Source organism: Pseudomonas sp. XS1P51, from assembly GCF_054897845.1.
The window spans coordinates 2,464,267-2,482,334 of sequence record NZ_CM142707.1 but is presented as its reverse complement, the minus strand read 5'-3'; the positions used below and the strand labels follow the sequence as shown (position 1 = coordinate 2,482,334).

Annotated in this window: 19 protein-coding genes; 7 read left to right on the top strand and 12 right to left on the bottom strand. The window is 62.4% G+C overall.

Features of this window, described 5'->3' with window-relative positions; translation table 11 throughout:
* Positions 1-64: 64 nt before the first annotated feature.
* On the bottom strand, positions 65-1,012 hold the full coding sequence (locus ACYZUD_RS11435) for a GlxA family transcriptional regulator (protein WP_462024098.1): 948 nt from the start codon (positions 1,010-1,012) through the stop codon (positions 65-67).
* 122 nt (positions 1,013-1,134) lie between these two features.
* Here ACYZUD_RS11435 and ACYZUD_RS11430 point away from each other — a divergent pair, with 122 nt between their 5' ends.
* Together ACYZUD_RS11430 and ACYZUD_RS11425 are read left to right on the top strand one after the other, a co-directional pair.
* Positions 1,135-1,926 carry an SDR family NAD(P)-dependent oxidoreductase gene (locus tag ACYZUD_RS11430; RefSeq protein ID WP_462024097.1) on the top strand — a complete coding sequence of 264 codons (792 nt, stop codon included), beginning with the start codon at positions 1,135-1,137 and terminating at the stop codon, positions 1,924-1,926.
* A 103-nt stretch (positions 1,927-2,029) separates the two neighbouring features.
* On the top strand, positions 2,030-2,959 hold the full coding sequence (locus ACYZUD_RS11425; protein ID WP_462024096.1) for a pyridoxal-phosphate dependent enzyme: 930 nt from the start codon (positions 2,030-2,032) through the stop codon (positions 2,957-2,959).
* 69 nt (positions 2,960-3,028) lie between these two features.
* Here the strand turns inward: ACYZUD_RS11425 and ACYZUD_RS11420 are convergent, their stop codons facing one another.
* Together ACYZUD_RS11420 and ACYZUD_RS11415 are read right to left on the bottom strand one after the other, a co-directional pair.
* Positions 3,029-3,346 (bottom strand): DUF2388 domain-containing protein, encoded by a 318-nt coding sequence (locus ACYZUD_RS11420; RefSeq protein ID WP_462024095.1) that lies wholly within the window; start codon positions 3,344-3,346, stop codon positions 3,029-3,031.
* A 114-nt stretch (positions 3,347-3,460) separates the two neighbouring features.
* On the bottom strand, positions 3,461-4,480 hold the full coding sequence (locus ACYZUD_RS11415; protein WP_462024094.1) for a GlxA family transcriptional regulator: 1,020 nt from the start codon (positions 4,478-4,480) through the stop codon (positions 3,461-3,463).
* 192 nt (positions 4,481-4,672) lie between these two features.
* Between ACYZUD_RS11415 and ACYZUD_RS11410 the strand changes: the two genes are divergently transcribed.
* The 4 genes from ACYZUD_RS11410 (at position 4,673) to ACYZUD_RS11395 (ending at position 8,948) form a co-directional block, all read left to right on the top strand.
* Positions 4,673-5,881 carry an NAD(P)/FAD-dependent oxidoreductase gene (locus tag ACYZUD_RS11410; protein ID WP_462024093.1) on the top strand — a complete coding sequence of 403 codons (1,209 nt, stop codon included), beginning with the start codon at positions 4,673-4,675 and terminating at the stop codon, positions 5,879-5,881.
* 295 nt (positions 5,882-6,176) lie between these two features.
* On the top strand, positions 6,177-6,965 hold the full coding sequence (locus ACYZUD_RS11405; protein WP_462024092.1) for an SDR family oxidoreductase: 789 nt from the start codon (positions 6,177-6,179) through the stop codon (positions 6,963-6,965).
* A gap of 28 nt (positions 6,966-6,993) precedes the next feature.
* Positions 6,994-8,103: an NAD(P)/FAD-dependent oxidoreductase gene (locus ACYZUD_RS11400; RefSeq protein WP_462024091.1), complete on the top strand. Its 1,110-nt coding sequence runs from the start codon at positions 6,994-6,996 to the stop codon at positions 8,101-8,103.
* A 251-nt stretch (positions 8,104-8,354) separates the two neighbouring features.
* Positions 8,355-8,948 (top strand): DinB family protein, encoded by a 594-nt coding sequence (locus ACYZUD_RS11395; RefSeq protein ID WP_462024090.1) that lies wholly within the window; start codon positions 8,355-8,357, stop codon positions 8,946-8,948.
* Here the strand turns inward: ACYZUD_RS11395 and ACYZUD_RS11390 are convergent.
* From ACYZUD_RS11390 to gcvA, 9 genes are all read right to left on the bottom strand, one after another.
* Positions 8,869-9,789, bottom strand: coding sequence for a LysR substrate-binding domain-containing protein (locus ACYZUD_RS11390; protein ID WP_462024089.1), 921 nt, complete (start codon positions 9,787-9,789; stop codon positions 8,869-8,871). The two genes, ACYZUD_RS11395 and ACYZUD_RS11390, sit on opposite strands and share 80 nt — an antisense overlap.
* A 6-nt stretch (positions 9,790-9,795) precedes the next feature.
* On the bottom strand, positions 9,796-10,005 hold the full coding sequence (locus ACYZUD_RS11385; RefSeq protein ID WP_462024088.1) for a hypothetical protein: 210 nt from the start codon (positions 10,003-10,005) through the stop codon (positions 9,796-9,798).
* Between the two features lie 38 nt (positions 10,006-10,043).
* Entirely contained in the window at positions 10,044-11,255 is a 1,212-nt protein-coding gene (locus ACYZUD_RS11380) for a CaiB/BaiF CoA transferase family protein (protein WP_462024087.1), read from the bottom strand.
* Between the two features lie 19 nt (positions 11,256-11,274).
* Positions 11,275-12,081: an enoyl-CoA hydratase/isomerase family protein gene (locus ACYZUD_RS11375; RefSeq protein WP_462024086.1), complete on the bottom strand. Its 807-nt coding sequence runs from the start codon at positions 12,079-12,081 to the stop codon at positions 11,275-11,277.
* Between the two features lie 10 nt (positions 12,082-12,091).
* A complete protein-coding gene (locus tag ACYZUD_RS11370; protein WP_462024085.1) occupies positions 12,092-12,856 on the bottom strand; it encodes an SDR family NAD(P)-dependent oxidoreductase in 765 nt (254 codons plus the stop codon).
* A gap of 4 nt (positions 12,857-12,860) precedes the next feature.
* The gene (locus tag ACYZUD_RS11365; protein ID WP_462024084.1) at positions 12,861-14,006 is read right to left on the bottom strand and encodes a thiolase family protein; all 1,146 of its coding nucleotides are present in this window, start codon (positions 14,004-14,006) and stop codon (positions 12,861-12,863) included.
* Complete coding sequence (locus tag ACYZUD_RS11360) at positions 14,003-14,362, bottom strand: Zn-ribbon domain-containing OB-fold protein (protein WP_462024083.1); 360 nt, start codon at positions 14,360-14,362, stop codon at positions 14,003-14,005. Before ACYZUD_RS11360 ends, ACYZUD_RS11365 begins: the two co-directional genes overlap by 4 nt.
* A 251-nt stretch (positions 14,363-14,613) precedes the next feature.
* Positions 14,614-15,510: an NAD(P)-dependent oxidoreductase gene (locus ACYZUD_RS11355; RefSeq protein WP_462024082.1), complete on the bottom strand. Its 897-nt coding sequence runs from the start codon at positions 15,508-15,510 to the stop codon at positions 14,614-14,616.
* Between the two features lie 94 nt (positions 15,511-15,604).
* Positions 15,605-16,510 (bottom strand): transcriptional regulator GcvA, encoded by a 906-nt coding sequence (gene gcvA / locus ACYZUD_RS11350; RefSeq protein ID WP_462024081.1) that lies wholly within the window; start codon positions 16,508-16,510, stop codon positions 15,605-15,607.
* 195 nt (positions 16,511-16,705) lie between these two features.
* On the opposite strand from gcvA, the gene ACYZUD_RS11345 reads away from it, so the two are divergent.
* Positions 16,706-17,992, top strand: coding sequence for an OprD family porin (locus ACYZUD_RS11345; RefSeq protein WP_462024080.1), 1,287 nt, complete (start codon positions 16,706-16,708; stop codon positions 17,990-17,992).
* Positions 17,993-18,068 lie beyond the last annotated feature (76 nt).

The following is an 18,068-nucleotide window of genomic DNA, read 5'->3' as shown; positions in this document are numbered from 1 at the left end:
TGATCTTGTTTTGAAAAGCAAAATCAAAAGATCGTTCGACCGCGGCCCGAACCTGCGGCAGCTCCTACGCAGCGGTGTCCGTCCGGGCATTGCGCCGGATCACCTGCGGCGGTTGTCCGAACGCCCGAAGGAACGCTTCGCGCATGCGGCGGCGGTCGCTGAAGCCGGTCTCTGCGGCAATCTGGTCGAGGTTCAGGCGGCCGCGTTCCAGCAATTGCCGAGCGGCTTCCAGGCGCAGGTTCTCGATGGCCTTGGCCGGCGACTGACCGGTTTCGGCGCGAAAGGCCCGGCTGAATTGCCGTGGGCTGAGGCTCGCCACGTCCGCCAATTGTTCCACCGACAAGGCGTCGGCGAGGTGTTCCCGCGCATAACCGAGGACTGTCTGAATGCGGTCAGATTTCGGTTCCAGTTCCAGCAGCGTCGAGTGCTGCGACTGGCCGCCCGCGCGGCGGTGGTACATCACCAGTTTCTGCGCCACGGAGCGGGCCAGTTCAGCGCCGTGATCCTTTTCGACCATGGCCAGCGCCAGGTCGATGCCGGCGGTCATCCCGGCGGAAGTCCAGATCGAACCGTCGATGACGTAGATGCGGTCTTCTTCCACCTTGATCGACGGAAACCGCGCTTGCAGTTCCCGGGCATAAGCCCAGTGGGTGGTCGCCCGGCGCCCCTCGAGCAAACCGGCCTGGGCCAGGACGAACGCCCCGGAGCAGATCGACGCTGTGCGCCGCGCGGTCTTGACGCTGGCGCGCAGGTAGTTCAACACGCCCTCGGGCGCCTGCTCGAGGATGGCATCGCCGCCGACCACGATCACCGTGTCGAACACCCGCTCATCGAACGCCTCGGTTCCGACACTCAGGCCACCGGAGGCACGCAATGTGCGGCCGTCTTCGGACACCACTCTCACCTCATAGAGCGTTTCGCCGGCGCTGAAGTTGGCGTATTCGAACACCGGCATGGCCGCCAGCGCCATGGACTGAAAACCTTCAAAAACCACAAATGCCACGGAAGTCATCGAGATGCCCTCAAAAGGTCATGTCCGAAAAACGTACTTTAAACGTCATTTGAGACGAGCGTGAGTCAATTTATAACGGTTCACCCGGCGAACGTATCGCCTCACTGTGAAGGAAAATCGACATGGCACTCTCATCCAAAGGCACCGCACTGATCACTGGCGCATCTTCGGGCATCGGCGCGGTGTATGCCGACCGTCTCGCCCGGCAGGGCTACGACCTGATTCTGGTCGCCCGCAGCCAGGCCAGACTGAACGCCCTGGCCAACCACCTGAGCAACGAAACCGGGCGCGCCGTGGAAGTGGTCGCCGCCGATCTGAAAGACAAGGCCGGCCTGCTGCGGGTCGAAAATATTCTGCGCTCCGATGCCAGCATCACCTTGCTGGTCAACAACGCCGGGGTCGGCGGTGTCATGCCATTGCTGGGAAGCCCCGTGGATGAGATGGAAGACATGATCACCCTCAACGTCACCGCGCTGATGCGTCTGGCCTACGCGGTGGTGCCGGGGTTCGTCGCTCGTGGCGCCGGGACCGTGATCAACATCTCCTCGATCGTGGCCATCGCGCCGGAAATCCTCAACGGCGTGTACGGCGGGACCAAGGCGTTTGTCCTCGCCCTGAGCCAGTCCATGCACCACGAACTGGCCGACAAAGGCATTCGTACCCAGGCTGTATTGCCAGGCGCCACCGCCACCGACTTCTGGAGCGAGGCCGGCAACCCGGTGGAAAACCTGCCGCAAGAGATCGTGATGTCCGCCGAAGACATGGTCGACGCCGCGCTGGCGGGCCTGGCAGAAGGCGAAGTGGTGAGCATTCCGGGCCTGCACGATGGTGAGCAGTGGGATCGTTACGAAGCCCAGCGCCAGACCCTTTCCGGGTTGTTCGGCAACTCCACGGCGGCACCGCGTTATCGTTGAAACGACAAGGCCGGGGGCGGGGTGAACTAAGCTTGAATCAGGACCGTTCACCTGGGCTCGTTGAAAATCTCGACGAGCCGATGGCGTGCCAAAGGGAGCCACCATGCTTCACATCAGAACGCCCCTGATTCTACATCCAGGCCTGTCGACGCCGACCCGGCGCATCTGGCTCAAACTGGAAAACCTGCAACCCAGCGGCTCGTTCAAATTGCGCGGCATGGGGCTTCTGTGCAGCCAGGCCAAGGCGCAGGGCAAACGCAAAGTAGTTTGTCCTTCCGGTGGCAACGCCGGTTTCGCCACCGCCGTGGCCGCCGCGATCCTGGGGTTGCAGGCCTGCATCGTGGTGCCGCACACCACCCCGGAAACCACACGCGCCAGGATCAGGAAAACCGGTGCCGAGGTGATCGTCCATGGCAAGGTCTGGGACGAAGCCAATCAACGGGCGAAGGAGCTTTCACAGGGCGCGGACACCGAATACGTGCCGGCCTTCGATCACCCGGTGCTGTGGGAAGGGCACAGCACGATGATCGACGAAATCCTCGAGGACTGCCCTCAGGTCGATACGATGGTGACGTCGGTGGGCGGCGGTGGATTACTGGCGGGCCTTCTCACCGGATTGATCCGCCACGGCCGCAGGGACTGCCGGATCATTGCCTGTGAAACCCTGGGCGCGGCATCGTTTGCGGCGGCGGTCGATGCCGGGCATCCGGTGCGGCTGGCGCGGATCGACACCGTCGCCACGTCGCTTGGTGCGGCTCAGGTGGCGGCGTGGCCGGTTCAGCACATCCTCGATTTTCCCCACGAATGCGTGGTGCTCAGCGATGACGAGGCAATCATGGGCGTGGTGCGTTACGCCAACGATCTGCGTCAGTTGGTCGAACCAGCGTGCGGTGTTTCGTTGGCGGTGGCGTACCTGGACCATCCGGCGATTGCCGACGCCCATGACGTGGTGATTGTGGTGTGCGGCGGGGTGAGCATCAGTGCGCAGCTGGTCGCTGGATGGGCGCGCTTGTCCACCGCGGCTGAACGGTAGCGCACAAGCAAGGCAGGGCCGGAAACGCTATTGAGGTTTCACGAGCCCGACCGCCGGGTTTTGCTGGCTTCAATGACCGACAGACAGGCCTTCCTGAACCAGGATGGCTTTGGCCAGGTCTTCATCGCTCGCCTTCAGGCCAGGATTATTCTGACGAATTTCCTGCAACACCGACTCCAGGTAAACACCCCGAATCGTGCCGCCACTGGCCACGAAGCTGGAGGCGTCATCCCGGGCGGGAATCATCATTTTGTCATCCTTGAAGGTCGAGTACAGGGACGCAGAAAGACCTGCCGAGGTGGCCACGTCGCCTGCATCCACATCGGCCATGGCCGAACCAAAGGGCAAGCAAAGCACTAGCGAAGAGATGAGAAACAGACGGCGCATGACGGTGTCCTCCGAAAGCGTGAAGCGTAAAGGAAGTACCACATAGTTTAGGATGCGCGGCGGTGGTCAGGAGTTCCCTGTCGATCCGTTATCGATCCAGCGCCCACACACACTTCACCGCGAAAACCGCTTCCGATAATCCCGCGGCGAGATGCTCAAGTTGCGCTGAAACGTAAACCGCATCCGCTCCTCATCCCCAAACCCGCACACCCGGGCAATCTGATCAATATTGCGCTCAGAGTCTTCCAGCAAACGTCGGGCAGCCTCCAATCGCAGCACTTCAACGGCTTTGGCCGGGGTGCGGCCGGTCTTGAGTTTGTAGACCCGGGCAAAGTTTCGCGGGCTCATTTGCACTTGCTGGGCCAGTACTTCCACCGTGAGACTTGGGTGGCTGAGGTTCTGCGCAATCCACAGGTGCAGGTCGTCGAAGGCGGCGCCGTCCTCGGTTTGCGATTGCAGCAATTGGCTGTACTGGGCCTGGCCGCCGGGTCGCTTGAGAAACACCACCAATTCCCGGGCGACTTCCAGCGCCACTTCACGCCCGCAGTCGTCTTCCACCAGGGCCAATGCCAGGTCGATGCCGGCGCTGACGCCCGCCGAAGTCCACACCGAACCTTGCTGAATGAAGATGGCATCGCTGTCGACTTCAATCGACGGGAAGCCACTCTTGAGCATGTCGCACATCGCCCAGTGTGTGGCAGCGCGTCGGCCGTCGAGCAAACCGGCCTGGGCCAGCAGGAAGGCGCCGCTGCACACCGAGGCGGTGCGTCTGGCGTTGGCCGATGCAACTTTCAGCCAGCCGACCAGCTCCTGGGAATCATTCATCGCCTGACGAATGTTCGGCGCGCCGGGGACGATCAGCGTATCGATCGAATGACTGGCGAAGTCGCTCAGTGCCTGGGTGTCGACCGCCAGGCCTTCGGCGGTTTGAATCAAACCGCCGGTGAGGCTCGCGGTGTGCCGGTCGTAGCCTGGCAAGCCGCGTTCGGCCATGGCTTTGGAGGCGGCCCAGAACACGGTCTGAGCACCGGTCAAATCCAGCAGCCCCATCTCGGGATAGGCCACGAAGACGATTGAGCGTGGTTGATCGGGGCGAGGTGTCGCGTTATCGGCAGGGCGGGGGAATTCGTTCATGGGCATCTGGTTTAACCGTTTGGAATAATGATAAGTCGCAAACGTTATAGGCGTGACCCCATCTGATCGGATGGCAGCATTTCAGGGTTTTATGTCATTTGGGGCGCCAGGGTTCAACCCTACCATCCACCCTCGATTGAAACAGACAGTCGCTCGCTGTCTGCCTCCATAACGAGAACGAAGGTAGAGATCATGTCCCAGAAAATACTCATCGTCGGTGCCGGTTTTGCCGGTGTCTGGAGCGCCTTGGGCGCGGCACGGGTGCTGGACACCCACGGCAAGACCGACGACGTTGAAGTCACCCTGATTTCCCCTCGGCCGGAGATCGTCATTCGGCCGCGCCTGCACGAACAGGCCCCCCACGAAATGAGCGCACCGTTGCTGCCGTTGCTGGAAGCGGCGGGGGTCAAATTCATCGAAGCCGAGGTCGAGCGCATCGACACCTCCAACGCACGTTTCGTGCATGCACTGACGACCGATGGCCGTCGCATCAACGTGCCCTATGACCGCCTGGTGCTGACCAGCGGCAGCACACTCAATCGTCCGCCGGTTCCGGGGTTGCTGGAAAACATCTTCGCCGTGGATCAACTGTCCGACGCGGTGAAACTCGACCGGCACCTGGCTGAACTGGGCACGCTGCCCGAGTCGGCAGCGCGTAATACCATCGTGGTGGTGGGCGGTGGTTTCACCGGCCTGGAAGTGGCGACCGAGTTGCCGGAACGCTTGCGCAAAATCTTTGGCCCGGAGGCCCGATTCAAGATCGTCGTGGTCGAGCGCGCCGATGACATCGGCCCGGATCTGGGCCCGAGCCCTCGGCCAATGATCACCGAAGCGCTGGCATCCATGGGCATTGAATTTCAGGTCGGCTCCGGTGTTATCGCCATGGACGAGAACGGCGTGTTGACCGCTGCCGGACAGCGCATCAACGCCAAAACCGTCATCTGGACCGGCGGCATGATCGCCAGCAGCCTGACGTCGCAAATCTCCTCGCGGCTGGATCGCCAGGGCCGGGTCGAAGTCACCGGCGACTTGCGCGTGGTCGGCACGGAGCATGTCTTCGCGGCCGGCGATGTGGCCATGGCCCTGACCGATGACGAAGGTCACTACTCGCTGATGTCCTGCCAGCACGCAATCTTCATGGGCCGTTACGCCGGGCATAACGTCGCCGCCGACCTGGTGGGCGTGCCGACCCTCGAATACCGCCAGCCGTTCTATGCGACCTGCCTGGACCTGGGCGAGTGGGGCGCGGTGTACACCGAAGGCTGGGACCGTCAGGTGTTGCTCACCCACGACGAAGGCAAGGCGCGCAAACGCATGATCAACACCCAGTGGATCTACCCGCCGGCGGCGAATCGCGCCGATGCGCTGGAAGCCGGCAACCCTGAGGTGTCCTACGGCTGATCAGCTCGTCGCATTGTATGTCCTTGACTGCCCCCGTGTAGGAGCTGGCGAAGCCTGCGATCTTTTGATCTTCGGCAACGCCAGTGACATCGAAGAGCAAAGTCAAAAGATCGCAGGCTTCGCCAGCTCCTACGCCAGTTGGGCTGAAATGGGTGCTCATCTTGAGCGCCCATTTTTTTTGCCTGTGCGTGTGCTTCGTTGCCACTCGTGATAATCCGGAACAAGTGTATTGCCCACGTCATCAACCTGTTGCGCAGTGGTAACGTAAAGCATTCGAACTGTCAGGAGCATCGTCATGGAATTGGGTATCTCGGGACGCTGGGCGATTGTCTGCGCCGCCAGCAAGGGCCTGGGTCTGGCCTGTGCGCAAGCCTTGGCGAAGGAGGGCGTCAACCTGGTGATCAATGCCCGTGGCAATGAAACGTTGCAGGCCGCCGCGCAAGCATTGCGCAGCCTGGCGCCGACCATCGAAGTGCGCACGGTGGCCGGGGACATCAGCGAGCCGGCGGTGCGCGAGCAGGTGTTGGCGGCCTGTCCGCAAGTGGACATCCTGATCAATAACGCGGGCGGCCCGCCACCGGGCGACTTCCGCGACTGGCAGCGCGAAGACTGGCTGAAGGCGCTGGATGCCAACATGCTCACGCCCATCGAGCTGATCAAGGCCTGTGTCGATGGCATGGCCGAGCGCGGTTTTGGACGCGTCGTCAACATCACCTCCGGTGCGGTGAAGGCGCCGATCGATGTGCTCGGCCTGTCCAATGGCGCCCGTAGCGGGTTGACCGGTTTCATCGCCGGGCTTGCGCGTCAGTCGCGACTGGCCGGAAACAACGTCACGATCAACAATCTGCTGCCCGGCCCGTTCGAGACCGAGCGCTTGCACAAAACCCTGAGTGCCGCTGCCGAAACCAGCGGCGCTACGCTGGAAAGCATCAGCGCACAACGGCGCAAAAACGTTCCGGCCCAGCGCTTCGGTCAGCCCGATGAGTTCGGCGCTTATTGCGCGTTTATCTGCAGCGCCCAGGCCGGTTTCCTGACCGGGCAAAACCTGTTGCTGGACGGCGGCAGTTACCCCGGTACGTTTTGATCGCTGGCTTGAAAGGAGCGCAGGGCAGGTGAGTGTCGATATCGAATGCGTGGTGGTCGGGGCCGGTGTGGTCGGGCTGGCGGTCGCCAGAGCCCTGGCCCGCAGCGGTCGGGAAGTGATCCTGGTCGAGGCGGGCGAGGGCATTGGCGTGGGGATCAGTTCGCGCAATTCGGAAGTGATCCACGTCGGTATCTATTACCCGACCGGCAGTCTCAAGGCGCAATTGTGCGTGGAGGGCAAGCAACGCCTTTACGCCTTCTGCGATGAGCGCGGTGTCGGTTACCAGCGCCTCGGCAAGCTGATCGTGGCCACCGATGACCCGCAGCGCGTGGCTTTGCAGAGGTTGCTGGAGCAAGGTCGGCGCAATGGTGTCGATGACTTGCAATGGCTGGATGCCGAACAGGCGCGGGAACTCGAGCCCGCGTTGTCCTGCGTGGCTGCACTCTGGTCGCCGTCCACCGGGATTGTCGATTCTCATGCCCTGATGCTCGCGCTCCAGGCCGATGCCGAGGCGGGCGGAGCGTCGGTGGCCTTTCACACGCCACTGGTCTCGGCCCGTTGCATCGAGCAAGGCTTTGAGCTGCACCTGGGCGGCGCCCAGCCCATGACATTGAGCTGCCGAGCGCTGATCAACTGCGCCGGATTGTCCGCGCCTGAGGTAGCGAGCCGGATCGTCGGCCTGCCATCGCAACACGTTCCGCAGGCTCGATTGTGCAAGGGCAGCTATTTCAGTTTCAGCGGTCGGGTGCCGTTCCGGCACCTGGTGTATCCGGCCCCGGAAAGTGCCGGGCTGGGCGTGCACATGACCCTCGACCTGGGCGGCCAGGCGCGCTTCGGGCCGGATGTCGAATGGGTCGATCATGTCGATTACCGCGTCGATCCGCGCCGCGCCGACGGCTTTTATCAGGCGATCCGCCGCTATTGGCCGGCGCTACCCGACGACAGCCTGCAACCGGCCTACAGCGGCATCCGCCCGAAAATCACCGGGCCGACAGAACCGGCCGCCGACTTCGTCATCAGCGGCCCGGCCGAGCATGGCGTGCCGGGGTTGGTGAACCTGTTCGGCATCGAATCACCGGGGCTGACCAGTTGCCTGGCACTGGCCGACCGGGTGGTTCAGCGGTTGGCCATTATTTAATCCGAACAATCTATTTGTAGCAGCTGCCGAGCCTGCGAGGCTGCGTTTGGCGGCGAAGCAGTCGTAAAACCTGCACGCGCGGTCTACCTGATAGACCGCAGTGCCAGAATTCACGACTGCTTCGCAGCCGAACGCAGGCTTCGCCAGCTGCTACAAGGTCACGTAGAGCTTTACCGATGATCAGCGTCTGCGCTGCCATTCGTCATGAGGGCTATGCTTGGCAGTGCGCCCATCACAATGGGAGACCTTCGATGATCAACGTACGCACTGCCCGCATGCTTGCCGATTACAAGCGCTGGGCCAATCAGCGCCTCTTTGACAGCCTGGCTGCGTTGCCGCCGGGCGAGGTCAACAAGGAGCGCGTGTCGGTGTTCAAGAACATGATCGGCACCCTGAACCACATCTACGTCGTGGACTGCATTTGGCAGGCCCACCTCGAAGGCCGAGGGCACGGCTTCAAGACGTCACACGATCTGCTGCACCCCGACCTCGCTGAGCTGCGCATGGCGCAAAAGGACATCGATCACTGGTACTGCGACTGGAGTGCCCGGCAGACCGATGCCTCGCTGGATAAACCCGTCGAGTTCACCTTTGTCTCGGGCGAAAGCGGCACCATGAGCGCCGGCGCGATGCTGCTGCACGTGGTCAATCACGCCAGTTATCACCGGGGTTGGGTGATCCAGATGTATTTCGACATTCCGGCCATGCCGCCGATGACAGACATGCCGATATTCCTGCGCGAGACCGATCCGGACTTCAACGCGATCAATGCCCCGGCAGTGGCGCCGCCATGTGTTGGGCAATTCGCGAGCGCAACCAACGTTCTGCCGGATCGTTATCGTTGACCCCGTTCCACACCATGGACAGTTCGGACAGGTTGATGTCAAACGGTGGGTCGTCGGCACGCAACTGGCTGCTGCCTTCGATCAGCGCGCATGCCGCGTAGTCCGGCACGGTGGCGAGCATGTCGGTGCCCGCCAGCAAGGCGCGCAGGCCGGCGAACTGCGGCACTGCCAGCACCACTCGCCGTGAGCGGCCGATACGCGCCAGGTCGTTGTCGATGGCACCGGTCAGGTCCCCGGAAAACGACACCAGCGCGTGAGGCCGTTCGCAGTACTCATCCAGGGTCAGGGTGCCGGGCCGATTATCGCCGCGCAGGATCTTGACGCTCAGGTCCCGCAGCTTCTTGCGCTTGGCGTTGGCCGGCAGTTCCGTGGTGTAGCTGATCCCGACGGAAATCTCGCCGCTGGCGAGCATCGACGACATCAGCAGGAAATTCACCCGACGCACCACCACCACGACGTTCTGCGCCTCTTCGCGTATTTGCTTGAGCAGCGGCGGAAACAGGCCGAACTCGGCGTCATCGGACAGGCCGATGCGAAACACATCGCGGCTGGTGGACGGGTCGAAATCCTTGGCCCGGCTGACCGCGCCGGAAATGGTGTCCATTGCCGGCTGCAACTCCTTGAGAATCTGCAGCGCGCGCTGGGTTGGCTCCAGCACGCGACCGTTGCGCACCAGCAACGGGTCGTCGAACAGATCGCGCAATTTGGCCAGCGAGGCACTGACGGCGGGCTGGCCAAGGAACAATTTCTCCCCGGCCCGGGTCAGGTTCTTTTCGAACATCAGGGTTTCGAAAATCACCAGCAGGTTCATGTCCACGCGGCGCAGGTCGTTGCGGTTCATGCGGGGCTACTCGCAGGGCTTCAGAATCTTTTCAGTAAAGCACCAAACCGCTTTTTGCAGAAAAAAGCGGTGCGGCGATCCGAAGGTGGCCCGACGGCCGAGCAGGGTTTTGCGAATGTACATCGACCTTGTAGGAGCGAGCTTGCTCGCGAAGATCGTGAACGGTAACGCGTAAAACCAGATGCCCAGCGGCGGCCTCGGGTTTTTCGCGAGCAAGCTCGCTCCTACAGGTCGGATATTTGTCCGAGCCCCATTCAGGCCAGCGCCGTCTCCGGGCAGCGCAGGGCATCGGAGGCCAGCAGATCGGCGATTTCTTCCTCGGAAAAAGCGAAATCACGCAACACCGAACATGAGTGTTCGCCATTCTCCGGCGCAGGCGCATAGGGTGTTTGCGCGGCCTCCAGGCTGTTGATCGGAAACCCCGGAACCCGCACCACGCCGTGCTGTGGATGGTGCAATTCCACCAGCATGCCGTTGCTGGCGATCTGCGGATGCGCCAGCACATCGTTGTAATCGCAGACCTTCGAGCAAAGGATGTCGGCTTCACGCAGCACCTGTAGCCAATGCGCGGTGGATTGGGTCATGAACACCTCGGTCAGTGCCGCACACATGGCTTCGCGATGCACAACCCGCTGCGCCGAGCTGGCAAAACGCGGATCGTCGATCCACTCCGGGCGCCCGAGCACACCACACAAGGCCGGCCAGCGATTGCCGTTGTAGGCGGCGACCATCAGCCAGCCATCTGCCGCCTCAAAAGCTTCGTTGGGCGCCGAGTAGGGCGCGGCGCTGCCGATCCGGGTCGGCAACTTGCCATCGCACAGGAAGCTGGCCAGCGACGCCTGCTGCAACGCCAGCGCCGAGTTCATCAGGCTGACGTCGAGGTGGCCGCCCAAACCGTCCTTTCCCCGGGCGTGAAGCTTGGCCAACACGGCCATGCACGCCATGTAGCCGGTGACCACATCGACCACCGGCGCCTGCACCTTCGACGGCGCGGAATTCGGCGTGCCGATCAGGCTCATCAGCCCGGAATCGGCTTGCAGAATGCCGTCGACCCCCGCCCGGTCGGCATATGGACCTTGCTGGCCATAGGCGGAAATCGAGCAGTAGATCAGGTCCGGTTTCAGCGCTGCCAACGCTTCGTAGCCCAGACCCAGCCGGGCCATGACCCCGGGACGCATGCTTTCCACCAGCACATCGGCCTGCAACACCAGACGTTTGATCACCGCTTGGCTGTCCGGGTGTTTGAGGTCCAGGCTCAGGCCCAGTTTGCCGCGATTGAACGCGTGATACAGCGCACTATCGTCACCAACCCACGCCGGGCCGAGGGTACGGCCCAACTCGCCTTCGTGGGATTCGACCTTGATCACCCGCGCCCCCATGTCGGCCATCAACATGGTCGCCGTGGGGCCGGCGGCGATCTGGGTGAAATCGAGGACGGTCAGGCCGTCCAGAGCTTTGCGTAACATGTTCGCCTCCTCAGGCCGTTCAGCGGCCCTTGTATTTCGGAGCACGTTTCTCGGCGAACGCCTGGCGGCCTTCGATGCGGTCTTCGGTGTCACGCAGCACGCCCCAATACAGTTCGGTCAGGCGCTGAGCCTCGCGATCGCTCAGGTGCGCGGTGCTACGCGCCAGGGTCTGCAAGGCCTGAATCGCCAACGGCGCTTGCCGGGCAATCTGCTCGGCCAGGGCCAGCGCCCGTTGCAGCAGGGCCTCGCGGGTGTCGAGACGCTCCGAGATCAGGCCGATGGCCAGGGCCTGCGCGGCGTCGATACGCGCGCCGGTCAGGGCCATTTGCATCGCATGAGCCGGTGGCACCGCGCGCATCAGGCGATGCAGGCCGCTGACCGCCGGAATCGAGCCGACTGCGGCTTCCGGCAAACCGAATGTCGCGCTGCTGCTGGCGATGCGCAGATCGCATTGCAACGCCAACTCCAGGCCTCCACCGAGACAGTGGCCATTGACGGCAGCGATCAACGGTTTGTGCAGGTCAAGGTCGGTCAGGTCCATCTGGCGGATGTACAGCCCGGCGTCTGCGGCGGGCTCGTTGGCCAGGAACAGCGCCTCGGCGTAGGAGGCCGATGAGGCCCGTGTGCTCTTCAGATCGGCACCGACGCAGAACGCCCGTTCACCGCTGCCGGTGAGGACCGCCGCGCGCAGTTCCCGACGGTCGCGCACTTCCAGCAGATGGCCGCGCAGGGCCTGGAGCGAGTCCAGGTCCAGGGCATTCAGCGCTTGCGGTCGATCAAGGGTGATCAGCGCCACGGCGCCGTGGATTTCGAAGGTGACTGACATGGCGTTCACCTCACACACTGGCCGAGGACAGACTGCGTCCGCCGCAGACATACAAGGTTTGCCCGGTGACGTAGCTGCTGGCCGGGGCGAGGAAAAATTCCACGGCATTGGCGATGTCGTCCGGTGTGCCGATGCGTTTCACCGGTACGGTGTCCTTGAGTTTTGCCTGGACTTCCGGGGCGAAACTCTGGAACAGCGGCGTGTCGACGATGCCGGGGGCGATGGCATTCACGGTGATGCCCTTGGCCGCGAATTCGATCGCCAGGCTGCGGGTCAGGCTGACCACGCCGCCCTTGGCCGCCGAGTAATTGGCCTGGCCGAAGCCGCCAAGCCAGGCCCGGGACGACATGTTGACGATCCGTCCGAAGCCTCTTTCCAGCATCAACGGCAAGGCCGCCTTGCAGCAGAGAAATTGCGCCCGCAGGTTGGTGTCCACCACCAGATCCCAATCCTGCTCGGTCATGTTCAGGAAGCGTTTGTCGCGCACGACGCCGGCGTTGTTCACCAGAAAATCGAGGCGGCCGTGAGCTTCGCGAATCTGCACGAAGGCAGCGTTGACCGACTCACCTTCGGTCAAATCCAGAGCAATTCCGGCGACCGGCAAGCGTTCAGCCTGCAACGCGCTGACGCTGTTGTTCAGCGCCTGCTCGTCGCGATCCAGCAGGTAGACAAACACGCCTTGCTGCGCCAATCGTTGAGCAATGGCCAGCCCGATGCCACGGGCGGCACCGGTGACCACGGCGATCTGGCCGGTGGCAAAGTTTTTAGGGTTCATGGCTTCAGACTCCCAGGATGTGCACGGCGGAGGCCGCGTGGTCGACCCCGGCGATACCGCCGCCGGTGCATTGCGCCAGACCCAGGCGTGGTGTGCCGGCCTGCCGGTTACCGGCGCGACCTTGCAATTGCCAGAGCAACTCGACCATTTGTGCGACGCCAGTTGCGCCCAGTGGATGACCCTTGGCCAACAGACCGCCGCTTGGGTTGACCGGCACCCGGCCGCCGAGAGAAGTTGCGCCGCTGTGCAACAGCGCCACGGCTTCACCCGGCGCCGCCAAACCAAGGGCTTCGTAATACAGCAGCTCGGCGATGGTGAAGGCGTCGTGCAACTCAACCACGCCGATATCGGCTGGCGACACACCGGCCTGTTCATAGGCCAGGCGAGCGGCGCGGGCGGTGATCTCGGCGTCGAGGATGTCCTCGTCACCGCTTTCACGCAGGCCCGAGACGATGATCGAACCCAGCACTTTCACGTCCTTGGCATGAGGCCCGGGTTGGTTGCCCAGCACCAGCGCAGCGGCGCCGTCCACCTGCGACGGGCAGCACTGCAGCAGGGTCAGCGGGTCGGCGATCATGCGCGAGGCGAGCACTTCTTCGAGGCTGACTTCAGTGCGTTGCTGGGCGTATTCGTTGAGCGAACCGTGATGGCGATTCTTCACCGCTACCGCTGCCAGGTCGGCAGGTTTGGCGTCCCGTTCGTGGATGAAGCGAGTGGCGCGCATCGCGTAGACCGCTGGCAAGACCATGCCCGCCGTGGCGTAAAGATCGGTCATGCGGTCATTGCGCTGCATCGGAATCGTGCCGCCGCCCAATGCGGTCAGTTGCTCGATGCCGAACACCAATACGCGCTCGTACTGGCCGGCCAGCAATGCGTGGCGCGCCAGGTGCACGGCGGTGGCGCCGCTGGCGCAGGCGTTTTCGATGTTGTAGACCGGAATCCCTTTAAGGCCCAGATCGCGCAGGATCACCTGCCCGAGAATCATCCCGCCCAGCACGTTGGCGCAGTACACGGCCTGAATGTCGGCCAGTTGCAGGCCCGCGTCAGCCACGGCATCGAGGATCGCCCGTTGCGCAAGCTCGGGGGCCATGACGCCGGGGTGGCGGCCGAAGACGGTCATGGCGCCGCCCATTACATGCATCTGGCTCATGGACGTGCCTCCAGGGATTGGAAAACGTAGCCGAAGGTGTCGTCGGCGATGACTCGGCATTTTTCGCCGATGGCGGGGCGCTCGGGGCTGTCGATCAGACGGCCGAACAAACGCACCGGACCGGGCAGGTCGACATAAGCAAGGACGAACGGTGGCAGGCCGCTCTTTGGGCTCGGGTGCATGATGGTGAAGCTATAGACCTGGCCTTCGACGTTGAGCACGGCGTCGTCGAATTGGCTGCTCAGGGGCGACCCGGCAGGCACGGCGGGGAAGAAGATGTCGCCGCTGCGGCGATGGCGCGAGGCGTGGAGACCGGGTGGCGTGGACGGTGTCCAAATGGACGTGGAAAAACTCATGATGACCTCCTGTTGTTATGGGCTTGCAGGCAAGCTCTGGAGGTCATGGTCGGACAGGGCACAAGGCCCGACAAACGATATAAAAACCCTGCTGGCTTGAGAAAAAATCAAACCATGGCACTGAACCTGTGGGAGCGAGCCTGCTCGCGAAAGCGGTGTGTCAGTCAAGATAAATGTCGGCTGACACTCCGTCTTCGCGAGCAGGCTCGCTCCCACAGGGGCAATGTTTGGCTTACGTCAGGCTGAGCGCTTTACTCTTGCAGCGTCACGCCTGCCAACCGCTCCAGCACCTGCACCACATGCGTCATATCCCGCGCCGGATCGCCCTCGCTCAACGCCTGATCAAAGAACTGTTTAACCACCGAACTGGTGAACACCGGCACACCCGTATTCTCCGCCTCCGCGAGAAACAGCCGCACATCCTTACGCATCAAATCCAGACGAAAACCGAAATCAAACTCGCGCTGCATCACGGTCCCCGCAATGATCTGTTCGCTGGTGAAACTGCGCGCCGTGCTGGCGTTGAGCATTTCCACCATCTGCCGCGGATCGAGCCCGGCCTTGACCCCGAACAGCATGGCTTCGCTGGTGGCGACCAGTGTCGCGGCGACGATCATGTTGTTGACCAGCTTCAGGGTCTGACCCAGCCCCGGCTCGGTGCCGATGTGCTCGACTTTCTTGCCGAAGGCGGCGAATACCGGCGCACAGCGCTCATAGGCCGCCCGATCACCGCCGACCATCACCGACAGCGTGCCGTTTTGCGCGCCGGCGACGCCACCGGCCAGCGGTGCGTCGAGGGCGTCTATACCTCGCTCGGCCAACTCCGCGTGCAGCCGTCGAGCGAGGCTCGGCCCGGTGGTGGAATGGTCGACCAGAATGTTCACCTGACGGCCGTGGATCACGCCGTCGGCACCCAGCACCACGGCTTCCACGATGTCCGGGGTCGGCACGCAAACCAGCACGATCTGCGCGTGGTCAGCCACTTCCCGAGGTGTGGCATAACTGCGCGCCCCGCGTTCAAGCAGTGGCGCCAGGGCTTGCGGATTGGGATCGAACACGCTCAGGGCAAAGCCCTTGTCGAGCAGATGGCGGGCCATTTTCTGGCCCATGGCGCCGAGGCCGATAAAACCGATGGAAGGCGTAGTCATGGCAGGTCTCTTTTTTATGGAGGGAGACCCCATGCTAGGCACGACAACAAGTGACCGACAAAGCAGTTTTACGCCGCTGTGCCTTGACTAAAGCTCAAGCCAGACCACGGGTGATGCGCGCCTGTTCCAGCACCCATTCACGAAAAATCCGCAGGTCTTCGCTTTCTTCGCGGTGCTTGGGAATCAACAGGTAATAGGTGTACACGCCCATGTCCACCACCTGCTCGAATGGCCGGATCAGGCTGCCGTCCTGCAGTTCCTTGTTCACCAGAAACAGCTGCGCCATGGCGATGCCCTGGCCACCGACAGCCGCCGCGTAAACCATCGACGAGCTTTGATAGGTCATGCCGGCGTGCGCATCGACTTCGCGACTGACGCCGCAGGCCTCCAGCCAATAACGCCAGTCTTCGAGACGGGCAATCGAGTGCAACATGGTGTAGTTGGCGATGTCCGCCGGGGTCTGCAACCCCGGACCATGTTGCAGCAGCGACGGGCTGCACACCGGGGCCAACTGGTTATCGCTGAGCACGTAGCAATTGCAGTTGGGCCACTCGCCGGAGCCGAGGCGGATCGCTGCGTCGATGTCTTCCTTGTAGAAATCCACCGGGTCGAGGGAGGCGGTCAGCAGCACTTCGATCTTCGGGTTCTGCGCATGGAAACTCGCCAGTCGCGGGATCAGCCACTGCATGGCAAACGTGGTGTAGGCGCGCACCTTGAGCTGGCGGCGCAGGGGCGGGGACATGAGTTTTTTGGTGGCCCCGCGCAGGTCTTCGACCACCCGGGCCACGGCGCGAAAGTACTGCTCTCCGGCCGCCGTCAGGGTGATCTGCCGGTGCCCGCGCACAAACAGATCGAGCTTGAGGAATTCTTCCAGCGTGCGGATCTGTCGACTGACCGCGCCAGGGGTAACGTTCAATTCATCGGCGGCATGGGTGATGCTCAAATGCCGGGCAACAGCTTCGAAGGCACGGATGGCATTCAGGGGAGGCAGGCGTTCCATAGTGAGCAAACTCTTGTTCTTATGGGAGGAGCGGCGCGCAGTGTACGTAAACCAGAGCCTAAACCCACTTGATTAAAACTCAAGGAAAGGGCGTGTTTTTCTCGATTGTCGGCCAGTGACGCGGCTTTCAGGATCGACCGTCACGTGGCTTTTTTGCACGTGACCGAACCTGACAACAATAAGAGAAACTCGTCCATGAAGAACGCCTCCTACACGTCCCGAAAAGGCTTCCCGCCGGTATCGCGCCTGGCCATCTGCGTCGCGGCGAGCGCCGTACTCAATCCGGCCTGCGCCGATGTTTTTCAGGACAGCAAAGGCAGCCTGGAGCTGCGCAATTACTATTTCAATCGTGATTTTCGCCAATCCGGCGTGGCCCAAAGCAAGGCGGAGGAATGGGCCCAGGGCTTCATCCTGCGGCTTGAATCGGGGTACACCGAAGGGCTGGTCGGCGTCGGCTTCGACGCCATGGGGTTGGTCGGGATCAAGCTCGACTCATCGCCCGATCGCACCGGCACCGGCCTGCTCAATACCTCGCGCGGACCTGGCGGACGGGCCGAGGACGACTATGGCGAACTGGGCCTGACCGGCAAACTGCGCATGGCCCGCAGCACGCTGAAGGTCGGGACACTGCTGCCGAAAATGCCAGTGGTCATGTACAACGACTCGCGCCTGCTGCCGCAAACCTTTCGCGGTGCCTGGCTCAACAGCGCGGACCTGGACAACCTGTCCCTGGACCTTGGGCGTCTCGACCAGACCAACTTGCGCAACTCGTCCGACAACGAAGACATGAGCGTCTACAACGGCGTGTCGCGCAACATTCGCCTCGGCCACCGCACCACCAGTGACCGCTTCGATTTTGCCGGGGCGACCTATCGCTGGGCGCCGTCACTGAGTACGGCGTATCACTACGGTGAGCTGGAAGGGATTTACCAGCAGCATTACCTGACCCTCAACCACAAATGGACGATCAGCGAAGGGCAGACCCTGAGCTCCGACCTGCGCTGGGCGCGCAGCCTCGACGAGGGCGGCAGCAATGTCGACAACTCGGCGCTGGGTGCGATGTTCACCTACAGTGCCAGTGGCCATTCGTTGGGTTTGGGCTATCAGCGCATGAGCGGCGACACCGGTTTCGCCAACATCAACGGCACCGACGGCTACCTGGTGAATCTGGTGCAGATCAACGACTTCGGTAACCAGGACGAACGTTCATGGCAGGCGCGCTATGACTACAACTTTGCCGCGTTGGGCATTCCGGGGCTGACCTTCATGACGCGCTATCTGTCGGGTGATGACGTCACCGTGCGCAATCGTTCGGAGGCAGGCAAGGAATGGGAGCGCGATTCCGAGTTGGGGTATGTGATCCAGAACGGGCCGTTGAAGAACGTGGGGCTGAAGTGGAAAAACGCCAGTGCACGGAGCAATTTTTCCAGTGACATTGATGAGAATCGGTTGATCGTTACTTACTCGTTGGCGCTTTGGTAAACCACTGAAAAAACGCGACCAAGAGGTCGCGTTTTTTATGAGGTAAGCCATTTCAGCCATGACCCACCTATGTAGC

What these genes read in the sequence shown, in the direction of transcription:
- ACYZUD_RS11435 (WP_462024098.1), bottom strand. Translation starts at nt 1,012, where the DNA reads ATGACTTCCGTGGCATTTGTGGTTTTTGAAGGTTTTCAGTCCATGGCG.
- ACYZUD_RS11430 (WP_462024097.1), top strand. Translation starts at nt 1,135, where the DNA reads ATGGCACTCTCATCCAAAGGCACCGCACTGATCACTGGCGCATCTTCG.
- ACYZUD_RS11425 (WP_462024096.1), top strand. Translation starts at nt 2,030, where the DNA reads ATGCTTCACATCAGAACGCCCCTGATTCTACATCCAGGCCTGTCGACG.
- ACYZUD_RS11420 (WP_462024095.1), bottom strand. Translation starts at nt 3,346, where the DNA reads ATGCGCCGTCTGTTTCTCATCTCTTCGCTAGTGCTTTGCTTGCCCTTT.
- ACYZUD_RS11415 (WP_462024094.1), bottom strand. Translation starts at nt 4,480, where the DNA reads ATGAACGAATTCCCCCGCCCTGCCGATAACGCGACACCTCGCCCCGAT.
- ACYZUD_RS11410 (WP_462024093.1), top strand. Translation starts at nt 4,673, where the DNA reads ATGTCCCAGAAAATACTCATCGTCGGTGCCGGTTTTGCCGGTGTCTGG.
- ACYZUD_RS11405 (WP_462024092.1), top strand. Translation starts at nt 6,177, where the DNA reads ATGGAATTGGGTATCTCGGGACGCTGGGCGATTGTCTGCGCCGCCAGC.
- ACYZUD_RS11395 (WP_462024090.1), top strand. Translation starts at nt 8,355, where the DNA reads ATGATCAACGTACGCACTGCCCGCATGCTTGCCGATTACAAGCGCTGG.
- ACYZUD_RS11390 (WP_462024089.1), bottom strand. Translation starts at nt 9,789, where the DNA reads ATGAACCGCAACGACCTGCGCCGCGTGGACATGAACCTGCTGGTGATT.
- ACYZUD_RS11380 (WP_462024087.1), bottom strand. Translation starts at nt 11,255, where the DNA reads ATGTTACGCAAAGCTCTGGACGGCCTGACCGTCCTCGATTTCACCCAG.
- ACYZUD_RS11375 (WP_462024086.1), bottom strand. Translation starts at nt 12,081, where the DNA reads ATGTCAGTCACCTTCGAAATCCACGGCGCCGTGGCGCTGATCACCCTT.
- ACYZUD_RS11370 (WP_462024085.1), bottom strand. Translation starts at nt 12,856, where the DNA reads ATGAACCCTAAAAACTTTGCCACCGGCCAGATCGCCGTGGTCACCGGT.
- ACYZUD_RS11365 (WP_462024084.1), bottom strand. Translation starts at nt 14,006, where the DNA reads ATGAGCCAGATGCATGTAATGGGCGGCGCCATGACCGTCTTCGGCCGC.
- ACYZUD_RS11360 (WP_462024083.1), bottom strand. Translation starts at nt 14,362, where the DNA reads ATGAGTTTTTCCACGTCCATTTGGACACCGTCCACGCCACCCGGTCTC.
- ACYZUD_RS11355 (WP_462024082.1), bottom strand. Translation starts at nt 15,510, where the DNA reads ATGACTACGCCTTCCATCGGTTTTATCGGCCTCGGCGCCATGGGCCAG.
- gcvA (WP_462024081.1), bottom strand. Translation starts at nt 16,510, where the DNA reads ATGGAACGCCTGCCTCCCCTGAATGCCATCCGTGCCTTCGAAGCTGTT.
- ACYZUD_RS11345 (WP_462024080.1), top strand. Translation starts at nt 16,706, where the DNA reads ATGAAGAACGCCTCCTACACGTCCCGAAAAGGCTTCCCGCCGGTATCG.